The organism is Francisella sp. SYW-9, from assembly GCF_008711465.1.
In the GTDB taxonomy this organism is placed as follows: Bacteria; Pseudomonadota; Gammaproteobacteria; order Francisellales; family Francisellaceae; genus Francisella.
Map to the genome: position 1 here is coordinate 200,247 of NZ_VXKQ01000007.1, position 16,414 is coordinate 216,660.

The following is a 16,414-nucleotide window of genomic DNA, read 5'->3' on the forward strand; positions in this document are numbered from 1 at the left end:
AGTGCTCAAAGTGCTCAAAACAGCTACGATAATGTATCAAGTAATCAAACACAAGTTAATAATACCAATAATACAAACCAATCATCTACCACATTGCAAAATGCTACACTACAACAAACAGTTACAAAAAAATACATATTAACTAAGCAAGCACCTAGTGATCAGCTAGCTTCATCTAGCACAGTAACAAATAGCTCTCAAACCACTCAAAAACACAGCCAAAAAACTAACCTATCCAGCAGTTCAAGTGTAAAAATCGATAATGACCCTACTCCTCCAGTAAAAAACTTCAATCCTAGCTATAATCAATTAATAGACTCGGGTGATAACTTTGCTTTTGATAATAATATTGAACAATCATCTCAGGCTGGAGGTACGCCATCCTAAAGTATCAATTAAATTTAGAAGATTTTTCAGTTTACTTTTTATAAAAAAAACACTAGAATTACCGAGATATTGTATTAATAATAGTTAAATTAATGCCCAGGGAGGGTTTCTAATGTCTAAAGTTTGTATAGTTACAGGTAAAAGACCTGCTACTGGTAATAATGTATCACATGCTCAAAATAAAACTAGAAGAAGATTTTTACCTAATCTTCACACTCATAGATTTTGGGTAGAAAGTGAGAACAGATATGTAAAATTAAAAGTTAGTTCTAAAGGTATGAGAATTATCGATAAGAAAGGTATTGATACTGTTCTTGAAGACCTTAGATCTCAAGGCCACAAAATTTAATAACTTTCTAAAAGGAAAAAGACAATGAGAGAAAAAATAAGATTAGTTTCTTCTGCAAAAACAGGACATTTTTATACAACTACTAAAAACAAAAGAGAAATGCCAAACAAAATGGAAATCAAAAAATTTGATCCAGTAGTTCGTAAACATGTAATGTACAAAGAAGCTAAAATAAAATAATTATAAATTTATTCTAATTTTAAGGCCTTACGCATGAAGCAAGCTTTTCATTTTAAAGGTGGTAACTATACAATCAGTGCCATTAACATTAATGTTACTGAATTTACCCAGATTGAAAGTTTATTAAACTCAAAAGTTTCTCAATCTGAGTCTTTTTTTCATAATACCCCTTTTGCTATAGATGTTAGAGATATCGATAAAGATGAAAAGTGCACAATAAACTTCTTAGAAGATGTCATTGAGACTTTTAAGTCTAACGGGATGATCCCTGTAGGCTTTGTTGTTAATAATAAAGAGTTAAAATCTCAATTAGCAAAAGCTGGTTACAACATTCTTAAAAATGGTAGATCTAACAAAGAAGCTTTGAATAATGAAGAATCTCATACTTCAGCTAAAATAATTACAACACATGTTCGCACAGGTCAATCTATCAATGCTCGAGACTGCGATGTAATAATAACAGCAAACGTTAATAACGGCGCTGAAGTTATCGCAGATGGAAGTGTTATCGTATATGGCAGAATAGGCGGTAGAGTTATCGCTGGAAGCTCTGGAAACAAAGATGCTAGAATAATTTGCAAAGATCTAAAAGCAGAGCTTGTTTCTATCGCAGGTAAATACGTTACTTTAAATAATGAAACAATTGTCGATGATAAAGACACTGATGGGTATATAGTTTATCTACAAGATGATAAAATACATATTGAAGGTTTTTAAAATAATAAGAGGCTTAAATAATGAGTGAAAAAAAACAAGGCAAAGTATTTGTAGTTACCTCTGGTAAAGGTGGTGTTGGTAAAACTACATCAAGTGCTGCTATTGCATATGCTTTTGCTAAAAGAGGCCTTAAGACTGTAGTTATTGACTTTGATGTAGGTTTAAGAAACCTAGATCTTATAATGGGTTGCGAAAGAAGAGTTGTTTATGATTTAATAAATGTTGTTAAAGAAGAAGCTACTATCAATCAAGCAATCATAAAAGATAAAAGAGTCGATAACCTATATATAATACCAGCTTCACAAACTAGAGACAAAGATGCTCTGACTGAAGATGGTGTTGACAGAATCATAAAAGAACTTAAAAACTCTTTTGACATTATTTTGTGTGACTCACCTGCAGGTATTGAAAAAGGTTCCTTGATGGCTATGAGATGTGCTGATGCAGCGATTATAGTTACAAATCCAGAAGTCTCATCTGTAAGAGACTCTGATAGAATATTAGGAATGCTTTCTAGCAAAACTCTTAAAGCTCAAAAAGAAGGTGAATTTAAAGAAGTTCATCTTATACTTAACAGATATGATTCTGCTAGAGCTAAAGCTGGAGCTATGCTTAAGGCTGAAGATGTAAGTGAAATCCTATATACTCCTATAGTTGGTATAATCCCTGAGTCTAGAGACATATTAGAGGCATCTAATAGTGGACACCCTATAACTCATTTAGAAGACACTATAGCATCTAAAGCATTTTATGACTCTGTAGATAGAATACTTGGTAAAGATATACCAATGAGACATACAGAACAAAAAACAAGTTTCTTTAAAAAACTAATAGGTAAGTCTTAATTATGTTTGCTAAACTTTTTGGATTAGAAAAAAAACAAAAGAGTGCTTCATTAGCAAAGGAAAGGTTACAGATAATAGTTGCTCATCAGAGGAGTGAACTACAACCTAAATCTTCTAGAATAAGTAGTCATTTGCTAGCTGAGCTTAAAGATGAAATCATTGAAGTTGTGAAAAAATATATTGCCCTATCTGAGGAAAATATCAGAGATATTGATTTAAAAGTTGAAGATAGCAGCAAAAACTCAACTATAGAAGTTAATATACCTTTTAATTAATTTCTATCATTATGAGTGATATCAGCTTTAATAATGTCTCTTTTTATAGAGATGACCGTTGTATTTATAATGATATTACCTTTACTATCCCATCAAATAAGATAACAACTATTCTAGGTCCTTCTGGTGCAGGTAAAACTACTATTCTTCAATTAATAGCAGGCTTAATAAAACCAGATATCGGCTCAATAGATATAAATACAGCTATCATAAAAAGAAATACTAGAGAAAAAGAGCTAGAGAAATTACGCCGTCGAATGGGTTTTCTCTTCCAGTCAGGCGCCCTATTCACACATTTAAATGTATATGAAAATATAGCATTTCCTTTAAGAAAAAATACTAAGCTTAATGAGAAATTAATTAGAAATATAGTTTTATTAAAACTACAAGCTGTTAGGCTAGTGCACACGATAGACATGATGCCAAGTGAGCTCTCAGGTGGAATGGCTCGTAGGGTTGCTTTAGCAAGATCTATAGCTATGGATCCAGATATTATGATGTATGATGAGCCCTTCACAGGGCAAGACCCTGCCTCATTTAATAAGCTTTTAGAGCTTATTGCTACATTAAATAAATCATTAAATATGACTTCTATTATCGTTTCTCACGATATACAGGAATCTTTAAAAATATCTGACCATGTAATTATTGTTGGAGATAAAAAGGTTATCGCAAGCGACTCTCCAGAAAACATTAAAAATAGTTCAGACAAAAGAATTATAAATTTCTTGTCTGGAAAGCCTTTAGATGATCACGATGAAGATCAAAATAATCTTGATAAAACTTTTTTTGAGAAAGAAATTTTAAGGAACTAATAATGTCTGTTTTTAGTAAGATTTATAAAATAGCTATTTCTCTAATTTATGACACCTTAAAATCCATTCTATTAATAATAAACATCGTAATTAGTAAATTTAGTATAAGAGACTGTATAATTCAGATTAAATATGTTGGTGTTGACTCAATAATAATTATAGTAACATCAGGAATATTTATCGGCTTGGTACTAAGTTTACAAGGATATTATACCTTAGCTAAATTTGGAGCTCATTCTCTACTAGGTGTTATGGTAGCCCTTAGTGTACTTAGAGAGCTTGGTCCTGTTGTAACTGCCATGTTATTTGCGGGTAGAGCATGTAGCTCTATCACATCTGAAATAGGACTAATGAAAGCTACAGATCAAATCAATAGTTTAAAAGTGATGAATGTGAACCCTATAAGCTTTATCTTGTCTACTAGATTTTGGGCTTGTATAATTAGTGGACCAATTTTATCGCTAATCTTTTGTACAGTTGCTATATTAGCTGGGTTTGTCCTAGCTGAAGCTGGGCTTGGTATAAGCTATGGAGGATTTTGGAGCAACATACAGTCATCTGTTATGTTATCAGATATATCTAATGGAATAATTAAAAGCATTGTATTTGCTTTTATAACGGCATGGATTGCCTTATATCAAGGATATTACTGTACTGCTGATTCAAATGGAATAGCTAAAGCTACAACAAAGACTGTTGTTTACTGTTGCATGAGTATCTTAGGGGCAGATCTTATTTTAACATCGATTATGTTTGGAGGAGTTTAATGAGAAACAAATACTTTGAGATCTCGGTTGGAATATTTATAATAATAGGAGTTTTATGCTTACTCTTTCTAACATTTAAAGTTAGTGACACATCTCTAAAATCACTTAGTGAAAAGCAGTTTACAGTAGAAGCACAATTTAAAAATATCGGCTCATTGCGTACTAATGCATCTGTCAAAATAGCAGGTGTAGAAATTGGTAGAGTTACAAATATTTCATTAGAGAAAACTTATAACGGCTTTATGGCGGTAGTAAGCATGTCAATAAATGCCAATGAGAAGATTCCTGCCAATTACTCTGCTGCAGTATCAATGTCTGGCATCTTAGGTGATAACTATATCTCACTTAGCCCTCCAAAAGAAGATATAATGGCAATTGCAGGTATAGGTAATAACCCTAGTTCATCTGAAAAAGATAAATACTTACACCAAGGAAGTGTTATTGCATTAGAAAATACACAGTCAGCGATTGACTTAGGCTCACTTATTAATACATTTGTAGCGGGGAAAAATAGTGATTCTAATAGCAAATAACAATTCTTGTTTCTTTCAAATCTAGCTATTTTATATTAAAATTTAGCTCAATGAATATAAATTAAACCTTTGGAATTTTCAAATGATTCGTAAAACTTCACTACTATTATTTTTACTAATTCTAAGTATATCCAGCGCATGGGCAATAGAAAATCCTGTAGATATGCTTAACAATACAATTGTAAAAACACAAAATAACCTTATTAAAAATGCTGGTGAATATAAAAGAGATCCATATAAATTATTACGCCTAGTAGATAATGAGATTATACCAATAGTTGCACCAAAAGTAATTGCTCAGCTTGTAGTCGGTACTGCTAAATGGAAAAAAGCGACTCCAGAAGAACAAAAACAATTCATCAAGTCTGCAACAGAAATGCTTACTTTCATGTATGCTAAAAACGTTGCCTATGCAGGTAAATATAAGATCACATTATTCCCATTCAATAAGAACGATAACAGTTGGCAGAAAAAACCTATAGTTGTAGTAAATGGAAAGATAACAAACGTAGATAACAACCAGAGCTCTGATTTTGCTGTTAAGATGTTCCAAAAAGATGGTAAATGGCATATTTATGACTTTGATGTTGCTGGGGTAAGTATACTAAGAACATACCAACAACAGTTTGAACCTTATGCTAATGTTGCGGAAATGACAAAAGCAGCTGAAAAAGTTACAACTAGAATCAAGAAAAAGAACTATCCAAAATTACTAGATAAAAACTACAACTTACAAAACGTAAAATGATACAAATAGAGAACCATACTTGGACTATTGATAGTGAATTAACATTAAAGACTGTTGCTTTAATATATAAGGATTTTAATAAAAATCTTAAGAACATATCTAGCACATGGATAGTTGATTTTAAAAATTGTCATAAAGTAGATAGTGGCGGACTTGCATTGATAATTGAGTACATCAAACATGCTCAAAATAATTCTATTAAATTAGAATTAGCAAATGTTAATCCAAAGATATTATCTCTAGCAAAAGTACATGGTGCCAAAGATATTTTAGAACAATTTATTAATCAACATTAAGAGAGAAAAAATGACAAAAGAACAATTGAAAGATATTTTAGAAAATTCATTTGAAAACTGTACAGCTGATATACAAAGTGACGATAATGTACACTTTTCAGCAACTATCATCGCTGATGATTTTAATGACATAAAAAGTAAAGTTAAAAGACAGCAGTTGGTTTATTCTAAAATAAATGAATATATCCTTTCTGGTGAACTTCATGCAATAGCAATGAAGACTATTGCTAAAAATGAAGTTTAAAACTGACAAGTTCTTTTTAAAAAAATTTAGAAAATTAGTAATATTGAATATCAACCAGCCCTATTTAAGTCGTAACTATCTACAATTATATTAGTAGACTATTTCACCACCGACACTCTCGCCCATACTAGGACCAGACCATCTACCATCGATATTCTCACCTATACTAGATTTTTTACCGACCCATTTACCATCAATATTTTCACCTATAATAGGGGTTGTAGACAATTTACCATCAACTTCCTCACCTATACTAGATTTTTTGCCAACCCACTGGCCATCAACATTCTCACCTATATTAGATATTATACTCTCGCTAGGTTTTTGTCCGTCAGTGGTATTAAAATTTGCTCTGAACTAGTATCTCCTACAGCTTCTATAGCTAGACCTAGCCCAATTAACACTACAATTAATTTTCTATAAAACATTTTAAGTTAAAAATATAAGTTTCATAATATTTCATTCTACTTACTAAAACAAATAAGTTCCATATCTTTAAAACTTCTTAAGATTCTAATTTATTGAATAATCACTTAGACCTAACAACTCTGTTTTGAATAACCTAATATTATTTTAATTTAGTAACTAAAAATTATAACGGTGAAGACTATAATAAGCTATATAGATGTTATTTTAACCCTGTTCTTCTAAGGACTGAACAGATGATGATAAAGAATCCGCATCGCCAGGTAAAGCTGCTTTTGCATCTCTTATTTGAGTATTTAACTTACTTGCCTCACTCTGCGTTGTATCATCTTTATCAACATTTGCTAGATCAATCACAGTACTATCTTTAGAGTATGCTTGGTCAAATTCTTCTTGGACTTGTGTGGCTTTATTAACCGTATCAATACTACTCCTGAATAATACAGGTTGCTGAGATTTTTTACTTGATCCTCCAGTTGTTGAAGCCACTTGAGATGCCACATCATCATTATCTAATCCAAGAACTCCTAATACTGCTTGATCTGTTTGCAAAGTTGCATCATCTTTGCGTAAATCTTGCTTAAGAACTCTTGCCATACCATAGTCATAATTTTGTAAATAAGCATTTCTCATAGCTATATATGGATCAATGGAGACTTCTTTTAAATTAGAATACGCTGGCAAATATGACACGCCCTGGTTAACATAGTACGCACCAGTTACACCAGCACTAACACCCCAAGAAATAGCGGCTCCAACAGGAGCAAAGAAAAATATATACGTTAATGGGTTAAATAATGCATCTACACCCATAGTTACATCTTCTAGTGTTCCTGGACCTATAAGAGGCCACACTACATACGGAGATGCTTCACCTTCATCATATGCTCCCCACTTATGTAATGTAACTGCAAAACTTTGATGATATCGCATAGGCTTCTTAAACCAACTATCTGCAACATCAAAATACCCAGCCACACCAAGAGTTGTATTTGTTAAAAATCTAACACCATCATCACCTGCATAATCCCACTCACCTTGAAACATATCATTAACAACCCTAGCAGGCTCTGCCAAATTGTTAAATATATTAAAAATACCAGTTTTTAATGTATTTGGAACTACCTTATCATAAGCATTTGCAGCTGGTGTTAAAGTATCGTATGCTGCATCATTAAAAGCATACATTTTTCTATTATAACTTTCAAAAGGATCTCTTTTTTTAGTAGATGTCTTAAAGCTAGAACAACTACTTAGAGTTATACTAAATATAGATAACCACACAATAGGGCTAGTTTTGAACTTCATTAAAATTATCTCTGTCTTACTTAAATTAAAAATTCACTTAGAAGCAATTATAGTGAATTCCCTCATAAAACTCTAATAAATTTTTTTTAAGCATATATCTTTGATATTATTTACTAAATAAGATTGAAATCTCTTAATTATATAAATGAACAAAGTAAATATAGACAATAATGAAGTAAATAAGTTTTCATCACTAGCAAAAACCTGGTGGGATACAAATGGTGAGCTAAAAACGTTACATCAAGTAAATCCATTACGACTTGAGTTTGTTAGAAAATTTGCAAATCTAAACAATAAAAGTATTATTGATATTGGCTGTGGCGGTGGAATACTTACAGAATCACTGGTTACCAAAGATAATAATGTCTACGGTCTAGATGCATCTTTAGAAGCTATTAACGTTGCAAAAGAGCACTCAAAAGCAAACAGTTTGAATATTAATTATATAAACTCAACTATCGAAGATTTCTCTGATAATAATACTGTTGAGTTTGATATTGTAACTTGTATGGAAATGCTTGAACATGTTCCAGATCCAGAAAGCATCATTGCTTCAATAGCTAAGATTATCAAAAAAGATGGTATATTTTTTGCTTCTACATTAAATAGAAACCTTAAATCATATCTACTATCAATTGTTGCTGCTGAACATATTTTAAAAATGGTTCCTCAAGGGACTCATCAATATAGTAAGTTTATTAAACCTTATGAACTTATTAAAGTTGCAGAAAAATATGGCTTTGAAGCATTAGAAATTACAGGCGTTCATTACAACCCTCTTTTAAATAAATTTAAACTTGGCAATGGTGCTGATATTAACTATATTATCGCATTCAAGAAGGTCTAAAACATGCAATATAATTATTTTCACTACCCAAATGATATGCTGCCTCCTTATGGTTCAGTAATGTATTTTAGCTATCGTAAGCTTGATGACAAAAAAAAAGAGACTTTATATCTACTTGATCAAATAAAATCTCAAATCATTTCTTGTACCGAACTTTATAATAATATTGAAGTAGCTAATGAGAAAATGAACTGGTGGCTAAAAGAGTTAAACAATCTAAAGAACTCTAAAGCTATATCATCACCACAACTTAAAAAGCTTGCTGAAGTATTTGATAATGATTTGCTTTATAAACATCTTGTAGATGATATTAGTCATTCTATTGATAATAGCAGTGCTACAGAGAGAAGCTTTACTGATCATATTGCAAAAAATTTTTTAGGGATAGGAATACTAAAAGCTAATTATCTAAACAATTTCTCAAAAATTGATGAAAATACTATAAAACAATTAAATACTAATAATGAGATAGTTAGACATATTTTCTGTATGCCTAAACATTTTTATAACCAAATATCTTTCGATGATAGAGTCTCTCCTAACATGTCAGATGATGATTTTAAGAATATAACATCTCAATGGCTAAATCTGCATAAGAAACAATCTTTAAATGGATCTCTCAAACCTCTAGAGAAAATAAATAAAGTCCACTACAAAATGATGAAAAAATATTTAAAAAACATTAACAATCCATTTAAAGAAGCTATCGAGTTTTCTCCATTAACACTACTTTTTTATTCAATATAAAATACTTCTGTTAAGAGTCTCAAATATAGAATTAGCAACAGTATCATCTAAAATATCACTCAATTTATCTCAAATTTGGATTAATCTTTTTACACACTTCAAACAAGTATTTTATTGCCAAAGCTATCAATCTGTGTGTATATTTTAATTATATTGTTTTAAATGTAGGAATATTTATGGAAATTAATACTGCTAAAAAAATGTCACTTTTTAGTGCTATTTTAATAGGTGTAACCTCTATGGTTGGTTCCGGCTGGCTATTTAGTGCCCAACTAACAGCAAAGAGTGCTGGTAACTGGGCCTTTTTAGCCTGGATCCTAGCTGCTATTGTAGTTATGATGGTTGGGCTATGTTTAGCTAAAGTAGTTTCTATTTATCCTGTTAGAGGTGCGACAACTCGATCAAGCGCCCTATCTCATAATAGTGTCTTTGCAATGCCTTTTGCTTTTGCAAACTGGTTTGGAATTGTTGTAATGATCTCAACCGAAGCTCAAGCAACTACACAATATCTTGCTGGTATAGATGGCTTTGGCTGGTTAATGCATGATGGCATTATTTCTATGTATGGAATGATGCTATCACTTTTTATATTAGTTCTTTATCTTATTATTAATTTTTATGGTGTAAAGCTACTTGCAAGTGTTAATAATGGTATAACAGTATTTAAGATGTTTGTACCTGCCATCATAGTAATAATTTTTCTTATATATGCATTCACACATAGTGCAAATCATCATAGCTTAATGTCATCAGAAATACCAAACAATAATTTCTCTATTAATAATGCTTTAACTGCTATTGTAGCTGGTGGTTTGATATATACATTTAATGGCTTTCAGATTGTTGTAGCTTATAGTAGTGAGATTAAAAATCCTTCTAGAAATGTACCATTAGCAATCATCTTATCATTATCGCTAGTTTTGATACTATATATGGGACTTCAGTACGCCTTTATGCAAGCAGTTCCTCACAACTATTTAGTATCAAAAGGTGGTTGGGCTGGACTAGATTTTGAATCTCCATTATTACAGCTAGCAACACTTATAGGACTGGGGTACATAGCTTTCTTATTAGTCATTGATAGTATTGTTAGTCCATCTGCAACTGGATATAGCTACCTTGGAGCCTCTTCTAGAATGCTATATGCAATGTCAGCGGAAGGTCAAATGCCAAGATATTTTGCTAAAATTAATAAAAAAGTCAATATCTCGCGAAGATCACTAATTGCTAACTTCCTAATTTGTACAGTTTTTCTAATGTTTTCTGATAACTGGGCTGCTTTAATGCTTATAGTTACTGGATTTAATATAATCGGTTATATGGCTGCCCCTGTAAGTATGGGAGCAATTGCACCTAAGCTGCGAATATTTGGCTTAATTGTCTTTGTATTACTTGCTTTACTTCTAAATACTGTAGAGGTTGCAACAAATATTCACCTAAGCATTATATTAGTAGTGCTTATGACTATCTTTGGAGCTTTTGAATATAGAAGAGTTGGTTTTAAAAACCTATTTATACTAATTGCTCCATTTATAATATTTGTCTGTATAGTATCACCTTTTAACAACTATATTTTTGAAGGAGTCATTGGTGCTATATTTTATTTAATAGTAACTGATAAACGCTATGTCACTTTCTGTAAAAAAACAGCCAATGAAAAGAATTTAGTTGAGGATTAGTCAAATACTCAATTATTTAAATAGAAAATATTAAGCTTATAATCTTAATCTACCATTCTTTCTTACTCTAACTGAGTATGACTTTGAGCCCTCATACCTCTGGCCATCAATTGTATACTCTAATGCTACATTAAGGTTATATGTTCCCTTAGAAAGTCCGCTTGTATCAAAAAGCATAGGTATATCATTTCCATTCCAATTACGAACTAATGTATCTCCCTGTGACGGAGGGTTAGCTATTGACTTCCAACCTTGATCATCAGTAACTGAAATTGATGATATCTGATCAAATAAACTTCCAGATAATTCATAATGAACAGAGGTTGGGTTACTATCACCATATAGTTTAAAATCATTAGGTAAATTCAGTATGTTTGTTGTTATATAACTACCCGTATATACAGACATATTATCAGCCATATCAAACTGTATAACTGTATTAGTTGTAGTTCCCTGTACGCTTGGACCACATGAGCTTAAAACTTCTTCTACAGTTTGAGTATTATATGTTGGTCCTAAATTTTCCCACTCATCCCAGTCAGGACCATTAACATCAAGAGGATCATTGCCAAATTGACCATTTTGACGATTTCTATAAAAATTACCATCTCTAATTACAACATCGTTCTCTAAGTATCTGATCTGATTACTCCATTCATAAATACCATCTATTTTCCAAGCATCTTTATCATTACTATCATACGGGTTATTAGTTTTATTAGTTTTTCTTGTTGTTACAAAGCGTCTACCATCAAAAATTACTTTTGTACCAGTATTATATGAAACATTATTACTATACGGTACAACCCAATCCAAGCCCGTTGAAGCTGAATCTGGTATAGATACTAACCATGCTTTACTATTATTAGGAATATTAAACGGAGATTGACTAATCCACCACTGAGCTTCAAATAGCATATTATTCTCATAACAGATATCACCCGTATTATAGACCTCACCATCAATACACTGTTCAAAAACACTTGTATCTATAGGAGGGTATTCTCCTTGACAATTTAGATACTCTTGAGTAGGATTTTGATTTCTATACGGGAAAACTATCTGTGCTGGAGTCAAATCTAGAGCTGTCATTCCCGCACTTAATATCGCTTGCAACTCTGGCGAAAGCTGATCAATTTCTTCTTGCTCTAAGGTAGGACCTAGATTATCCCAATGCTGAGTTCTAGTAGGCTCTTTTTTTGATGAATTATTTTTCTTACGATAGAACTCTTGCTGGAATAAAACAACACTACCTGCAGGATATTTATCAATATTCTCATTAAACTCATAGATACCGCTTCCTACTTCCCAAGAACCGCCATCATAAGGATCCTGAGTCTCTTCATTTTGAGTAACTCTAAACACAATTCCATCATATACCACTAAGTCACCTATATCATATATCCCTCCCTGGGTATATGGAGATATCCATTGACTATTAGGATAGTATATTCGCCAATTTGTATTATTTGTAAAAGGTAAACCTGTTGCTGATGCATTTGCCTCAAACAATATACCATCTTCTGAACATATATCACCTTGAGAATAACTTTCGCCTTCAACACATATCGGAAAGCTAACAGGATTTGGATATCTAATTCCATCAATATCATCATCACTATTTCTTACAAAGCTTACACATTCTAAAGCAGAAATATCAGCTAAAACACTTTCTAGTGGTGCTTGTATTATGCATGATTGCAAACCAGATGTACTATATACCCCTATAGATAAACGCCAAGAGCCATTATCTAAAGCCCAACCTTGTGATAAAGCAAAATCTCCAGCATCAAGATCATTTGGTAAACTAAGAGAACTAGAAGATGTGCCATCAACATTAGTAAAAGTAAGAATATGGTTATTATTATCTATCGTTAAACTACCTACCTGTCCTACTTGTGCTTGTGTAAAATTACCACTATCTAATTGTGTTGCAGAAAGTGTTTTTGTATTAACTGCTGGGATATTTAAGGTTATAGTCGATTTATTTACTGAAGCATCTCTACTTCTTTGAGTATTGCTAGGAACTCTGATATTTATGTTTTTCTGATTATTATTGGCTGCTAAAGTTAAATAATAATCAATAGTTCTCATAGTATAACCACTTTCTGGCACTATGAATGAATCAAAGCGCTGATTAGCATTATCATCAATATGATTATTTGTAATTTCAAAATTATATGTCCCATTAGCAAAACTAGAGCTTCCAGAACTTATACCTGGCACTGTATTTTGAGTATATTGAAATGAATTATTAGCAACAGCATCTCTAAATACTTGATGGATTGAAACTTTATTTTCTAACTGATTTCTTTTACCACTATCTAGTTTTAACAATGAGCTTGATAATGCAAAAAGCATAAACGACATCAAAAACAACACAATAGCTATTACAATAGCAAAGACTAAAGCCATCCCTTGTTGTTGATTACATTTTTTTAAGTTCATACTTTTGATAAAGATCTACTACCTTCTATAAGTTAAATCAGACAAAAACTAAAAATAATTCTAAAATTTTAAAGAAAATATTACATTAATACTTGATAAAAAGCAAAAAAAATGTTAAATGAAGGAAGATTTACTAAAACATTAATCTAGCTTTAAAAAAACAACAAGAATAAAATAATAAATTTTAGAATTACCTGATATTAAACATCCCAGTGACCATCACTTTCCATTGGTACACAAGTTGCTCTTGTCAGACGGCTAAATGCCTTACCTGTGTTATTATTATATCTTGCCCGACCTTGACTGTAGCTACCACTATAACTTCTTACTCTAAGACCTCCGCTTCTATCTGCATTTGCCCAAAGTGTCATATACGTTTGACCATCATCTGTATAATATGTCTTGCTCTTACGGTTCTTTAAGCTATATGCAACTTTTAAGAAAGCATATCCGCTTGGACAAGTGAAGCGAATATTATCGCCACTAGTAGTATATGCCATTCCATTACTAAGGCTTCCTGATTTTGAACTACTAAGACTATTAGGTGTTTCATAGCTAATTCTATCTGTTGATAGTTGCGACTCTAGAGTATAACTTAAACTTACCGATGGTAAAGATGTTACACCATCACTATCTTGTGCAATTACGTAAATACTATGACTACCAGCAGTATCAAAATCCACTGTTACACTATTTTGCACAGGGGTAGACATAACTAAATCATCATTTTCATCATAGAAATTATAAGTATATATACCAGTCCCGCCAGAAGACTGTGTGGTTATATTAATTACACAATTAAAGCGATCACAACTTCCTTTCTCAATAATTGGTGCTCTGATTATTCCATTACAAAGATCACGAAAATAATCAACAATTTGGCCTTCATATCTTGTACCTAAATCTTCCCAAGCACCCCATTGACCACTTGTTAATGGATTAACGCCATTATGATACCACTTTGCTCTATAGAAGTTAGATTCTGCCATTACAATATTACCAGTTTTATATGTAATATCAGTATTCCAATCATAGATACCATCAATATCCCAACCACCTGTTTCATAAGGAGTTTGCCCCTCAGCAACCCAACCATTATTGACAAAAACCATACCATCAAAAAAGACTCTTGTAATACTATCTCCATAGGTAATATTATTAGAATACGGAATCACCCAATTAAGTGATGGCATCACAGGTCTCCACGCTCCTGAATTATTTGCAGGTGATTGTGTTGTATAATATTGAGCTACGAAAAGTATATTATTCTCATAACAAGTATCTCCAAAATTATAAATTTTCCCATCCTCACACTGAGCATATGTAGTTGTATCTATTTGAGGATATTCCCCTGTGCATCTAAGATATAGTAAATCTTGAGGATCCATTACATTTAAATCTTGTCTATATGGAAACTCTATACCATAAGAAGGGTAACCTGAAGCTGGAATATTCTCATAATCGCTTCCTAATAATCTCCAATTTGTTAGATCTACACTTGGGTTCACAGAGCCTTGATTATCATTAATAGCCTCATAGAACTCATTATTAAATATTACTACTTTATTCCTATCATAGAAAACCCTGTCATCAAAATTATAGACTCCATTAATTTCCCAACCTGAATTTGGCTCTAATGGCGAGCTAGTCTGATCTTTTTGTGTATTTACAAATAGCTTACCTCCATAAACTACCTGATCATTTTTTTGATATATTACTTTATCTGTAAATGGAGAAACCCAATCTGCAGTTGGATAATAAACTTGCCATTTAGAAGGATCCTGGAACGGTAATGTGTTTATTACTTTGACTTTACCTTTTTGCTTAAGAGCTTGAAATAATATCCCATGTTCTAAACATATTGCTCCTTCTTGATAATTACCATATTCTATACATCTACTGTAACCTTGAGGGTTTGGATACCTAGCAAAAAGCTGTTCGATAGAGCCTCCACTACTATCAATAATAGCGCAACTTAAATTAGAAAAACTAGCCTCAAAATTTTGTAGCGTTGATGCTATTACACAAGCCTTCTCACTATCAGCATCATAAACACCTATCAACAATTCCCATGAGCCATTATTTAATCGCCACCCTTGCGCTAGAGATAAGTTCCCTGAACTGAAAGTTCCAGATAAATCAAGAGTTGATGCTACTCCTTGTGTATTTGTAAAAGTTAAAACATAACTATTATTATCTATGGATAAATCCCCTATATGGCCAACACCTGTCTCAGCTAATGTCGCATTAACAGAATCTAGCTGCGTAGCTAAAATATTATCAAAATTAATTGCTGGAATGTTTAGAGAGATGGTAGTCTTATTTATTGAATTAGGACTCCTATGTGTAGTACTAGGAACCCTTATAGTCATATTTTTACTAAATTTATCATAGGAAATTCTTAGATAATAATCTATAGTTCTCATTGTATAACCATTTTCTGGAACTATAAAAGATCCAAAGCGTTGGTTGTCTGTACTTTGAATGTGATTATTTGTAACCTCAAAGGTATATGAGCTACCACTATTAAATAGTACACTCCCTGAATTTGCTGATGGTATAGTGTTTTGATTATATAAAAATGCTTGATTAACAGAAGCATTTCTAAATGCTTGGTGTACGGCTATTTTGTTTTGTAGATGGTCTTTTCTAGATTTCCCTAAAGATAAAGCTGTATGAGATAAAGCAAAAATTAAATACCCCATCATTATCAACACTAAAGCTATTGAAATAGCAAGAATTAAAGCCATTCCTTGTTGATTATGATTAGTTTTTCTTAACCTCATATTACCTATAAATCCAA

Annotated in this window: 19 protein-coding genes; 15 read left to right on the plus strand and 4 right to left on the minus strand. The window is 32.0% G+C overall.

The window, feature by feature from the left end; genetic code table 11:
• The 12 genes from F3D62_RS02940 to F3D62_RS02995 all read left to right on the plus strand — a co-directional run.
• Window positions 1-387, plus strand: a 387-nt coding sequence (locus F3D62_RS02940) for a hypothetical protein (RefSeq protein WP_191092519.1), incomplete at its 5' end; no start/stop codon positions are given.
• Window positions 388-499: 112 nt separating this feature from the next.
• A complete protein-coding gene (gene rpmB, locus F3D62_RS02945) occupies window positions 500-736 on the plus strand; it encodes a 50S ribosomal protein L28 (protein WP_072711370.1) in 237 nt (78 codons plus the stop codon).
• Between the two features lie 24 nt (window positions 737-760).
• Window positions 761-916: a 50S ribosomal protein L33 gene (gene rpmG, locus F3D62_RS02950; RefSeq protein WP_004286519.1), complete on the plus strand. Its 156-nt coding sequence runs from the start codon at window positions 761-763 to the stop codon at window positions 914-916.
• Window positions 917-949: 33 nt separating this feature from the next.
• Window positions 950-1,633 (plus strand): septum site-determining protein MinC, encoded by a 684-nt coding sequence (minC, locus tag F3D62_RS02955; RefSeq protein ID WP_150466758.1) that lies wholly within the window; start codon window positions 950-952, stop codon window positions 1,631-1,633.
• A gap of 20 nt (window positions 1,634-1,653) precedes the next feature.
• Entirely contained in the window at window positions 1,654-2,478 is an 825-nt protein-coding gene (gene minD, locus F3D62_RS02960; protein ID WP_150466759.1) for a septum site-determining protein MinD, read from the plus strand.
• A 2-nt stretch (window positions 2,479-2,480) separates the two neighbouring features.
• Entirely contained in the window at window positions 2,481-2,753 is a 273-nt protein-coding gene (gene minE, locus F3D62_RS02965; protein WP_150466760.1) for a cell division topological specificity factor MinE, read from the plus strand.
• 11 nt (window positions 2,754-2,764) lie between these two features.
• Window positions 2,765-3,568, plus strand: coding sequence for an ABC transporter ATP-binding protein (locus F3D62_RS02970; RefSeq protein WP_150466761.1), 804 nt, complete (start codon window positions 2,765-2,767; stop codon window positions 3,566-3,568).
• A 2-nt stretch (window positions 3,569-3,570) separates the two neighbouring features.
• The gene (locus tag F3D62_RS02975; RefSeq protein WP_150466762.1) at window positions 3,571-4,335 is read left to right on the plus strand and encodes an MlaE family lipid ABC transporter permease subunit; all 765 of its coding nucleotides are present in this window, start codon (window positions 3,571-3,573) and stop codon (window positions 4,333-4,335) included.
• Window positions 4,335-4,868: an outer membrane lipid asymmetry maintenance protein MlaD gene (gene mlaD / locus F3D62_RS02980; RefSeq protein WP_150466763.1), complete on the plus strand. Its 534-nt coding sequence runs from the start codon at window positions 4,335-4,337 to the stop codon at window positions 4,866-4,868. The genes F3D62_RS02975 and mlaD overlap by 1 nt, the downstream gene beginning before the upstream one ends.
• 82 nt (window positions 4,869-4,950) lie before the next feature.
• The gene (locus tag F3D62_RS02985; protein ID WP_150466764.1) at window positions 4,951-5,616 is read left to right on the plus strand and encodes a phospholipid-binding protein MlaC; all 666 of its coding nucleotides are present in this window, start codon (window positions 4,951-4,953) and stop codon (window positions 5,614-5,616) included.
• The gene (locus tag F3D62_RS02990) at window positions 5,613-5,912 is read left to right on the plus strand and encodes a lipid asymmetry maintenance protein MlaB (protein ID WP_150466765.1); all 300 of its coding nucleotides are present in this window, start codon (window positions 5,613-5,615) and stop codon (window positions 5,910-5,912) included. The genes F3D62_RS02985 and F3D62_RS02990 overlap by 4 nt, the downstream gene beginning before the upstream one ends.
• A 10-nt stretch (window positions 5,913-5,922) precedes the next feature.
• Window positions 5,923-6,156, plus strand: a complete 234-nt coding sequence (locus F3D62_RS02995; RefSeq protein WP_150466766.1) for a BolA/IbaG family iron-sulfur metabolism protein — start codon at window positions 5,923-5,925, stop codon at window positions 6,154-6,156.
• A gap of 90 nt (window positions 6,157-6,246) precedes the next feature.
• On the opposite strand, the gene F3D62_RS12710 is transcribed toward F3D62_RS02995, so the two are convergent.
• Together F3D62_RS12710 and F3D62_RS03000 are read right to left on the minus strand one after the other, a co-directional pair.
• On the minus strand, window positions 6,247-6,384 hold the full coding sequence (locus F3D62_RS12710; protein WP_191092520.1) for a hypothetical protein: 138 nt from the start codon (window positions 6,382-6,384) through the stop codon (window positions 6,247-6,249).
• A gap of 405 nt (window positions 6,385-6,789) precedes the next feature.
• Window positions 6,790-7,890, minus strand: coding sequence for a VacJ family lipoprotein (locus F3D62_RS03000; protein ID WP_150466767.1), 1,101 nt, complete (start codon window positions 7,888-7,890; stop codon window positions 6,790-6,792).
• Between the two features lie 145 nt (window positions 7,891-8,035).
• Here F3D62_RS03000 and ubiG point away from each other — a divergent pair, with 145 nt between their 5' ends.
• From ubiG to F3D62_RS03015, 3 genes are all read left to right on the plus strand, one after another.
• Window positions 8,036-8,737, plus strand: coding sequence for a bifunctional 2-polyprenyl-6-hydroxyphenol methylase/3-demethylubiquinol 3-O-methyltransferase UbiG (gene ubiG / locus F3D62_RS03005; RefSeq protein ID WP_150466768.1), 702 nt, complete (start codon window positions 8,036-8,038; stop codon window positions 8,735-8,737).
• A gap of 3 nt (window positions 8,738-8,740) precedes the next feature.
• On the plus strand, window positions 8,741-9,484 hold the full coding sequence (locus F3D62_RS03010) for a hypothetical protein (RefSeq protein WP_150466769.1): 744 nt from the start codon (window positions 8,741-8,743) through the stop codon (window positions 9,482-9,484).
• A 176-nt stretch (window positions 9,485-9,660) separates the two neighbouring features.
• Window positions 9,661-11,163: an APC family permease gene (locus F3D62_RS03015; protein ID WP_150466770.1), complete on the plus strand. Its 1,503-nt coding sequence runs from the start codon at window positions 9,661-9,663 to the stop codon at window positions 11,161-11,163.
• A gap of 36 nt (window positions 11,164-11,199) precedes the next feature.
• Here F3D62_RS03015 and F3D62_RS03020 read toward each other — a convergent pair whose 3' ends face one another.
• Window positions 11,200-13,611 carry a hypothetical protein gene (locus F3D62_RS03020; protein WP_150466771.1) on the minus strand — a complete coding sequence of 804 codons (2,412 nt, stop codon included), beginning with the start codon at window positions 13,609-13,611 and terminating at the stop codon, window positions 11,200-11,202.
• A 200-nt stretch (window positions 13,612-13,811) separates the two neighbouring features.
• Window positions 13,812-16,397, minus strand: a complete 2,586-nt coding sequence (locus F3D62_RS03025; protein ID WP_150466772.1) for a hypothetical protein — start codon at window positions 16,395-16,397, stop codon at window positions 13,812-13,814.
• Window positions 16,398-16,414: the final 17 nt, after the last annotated feature.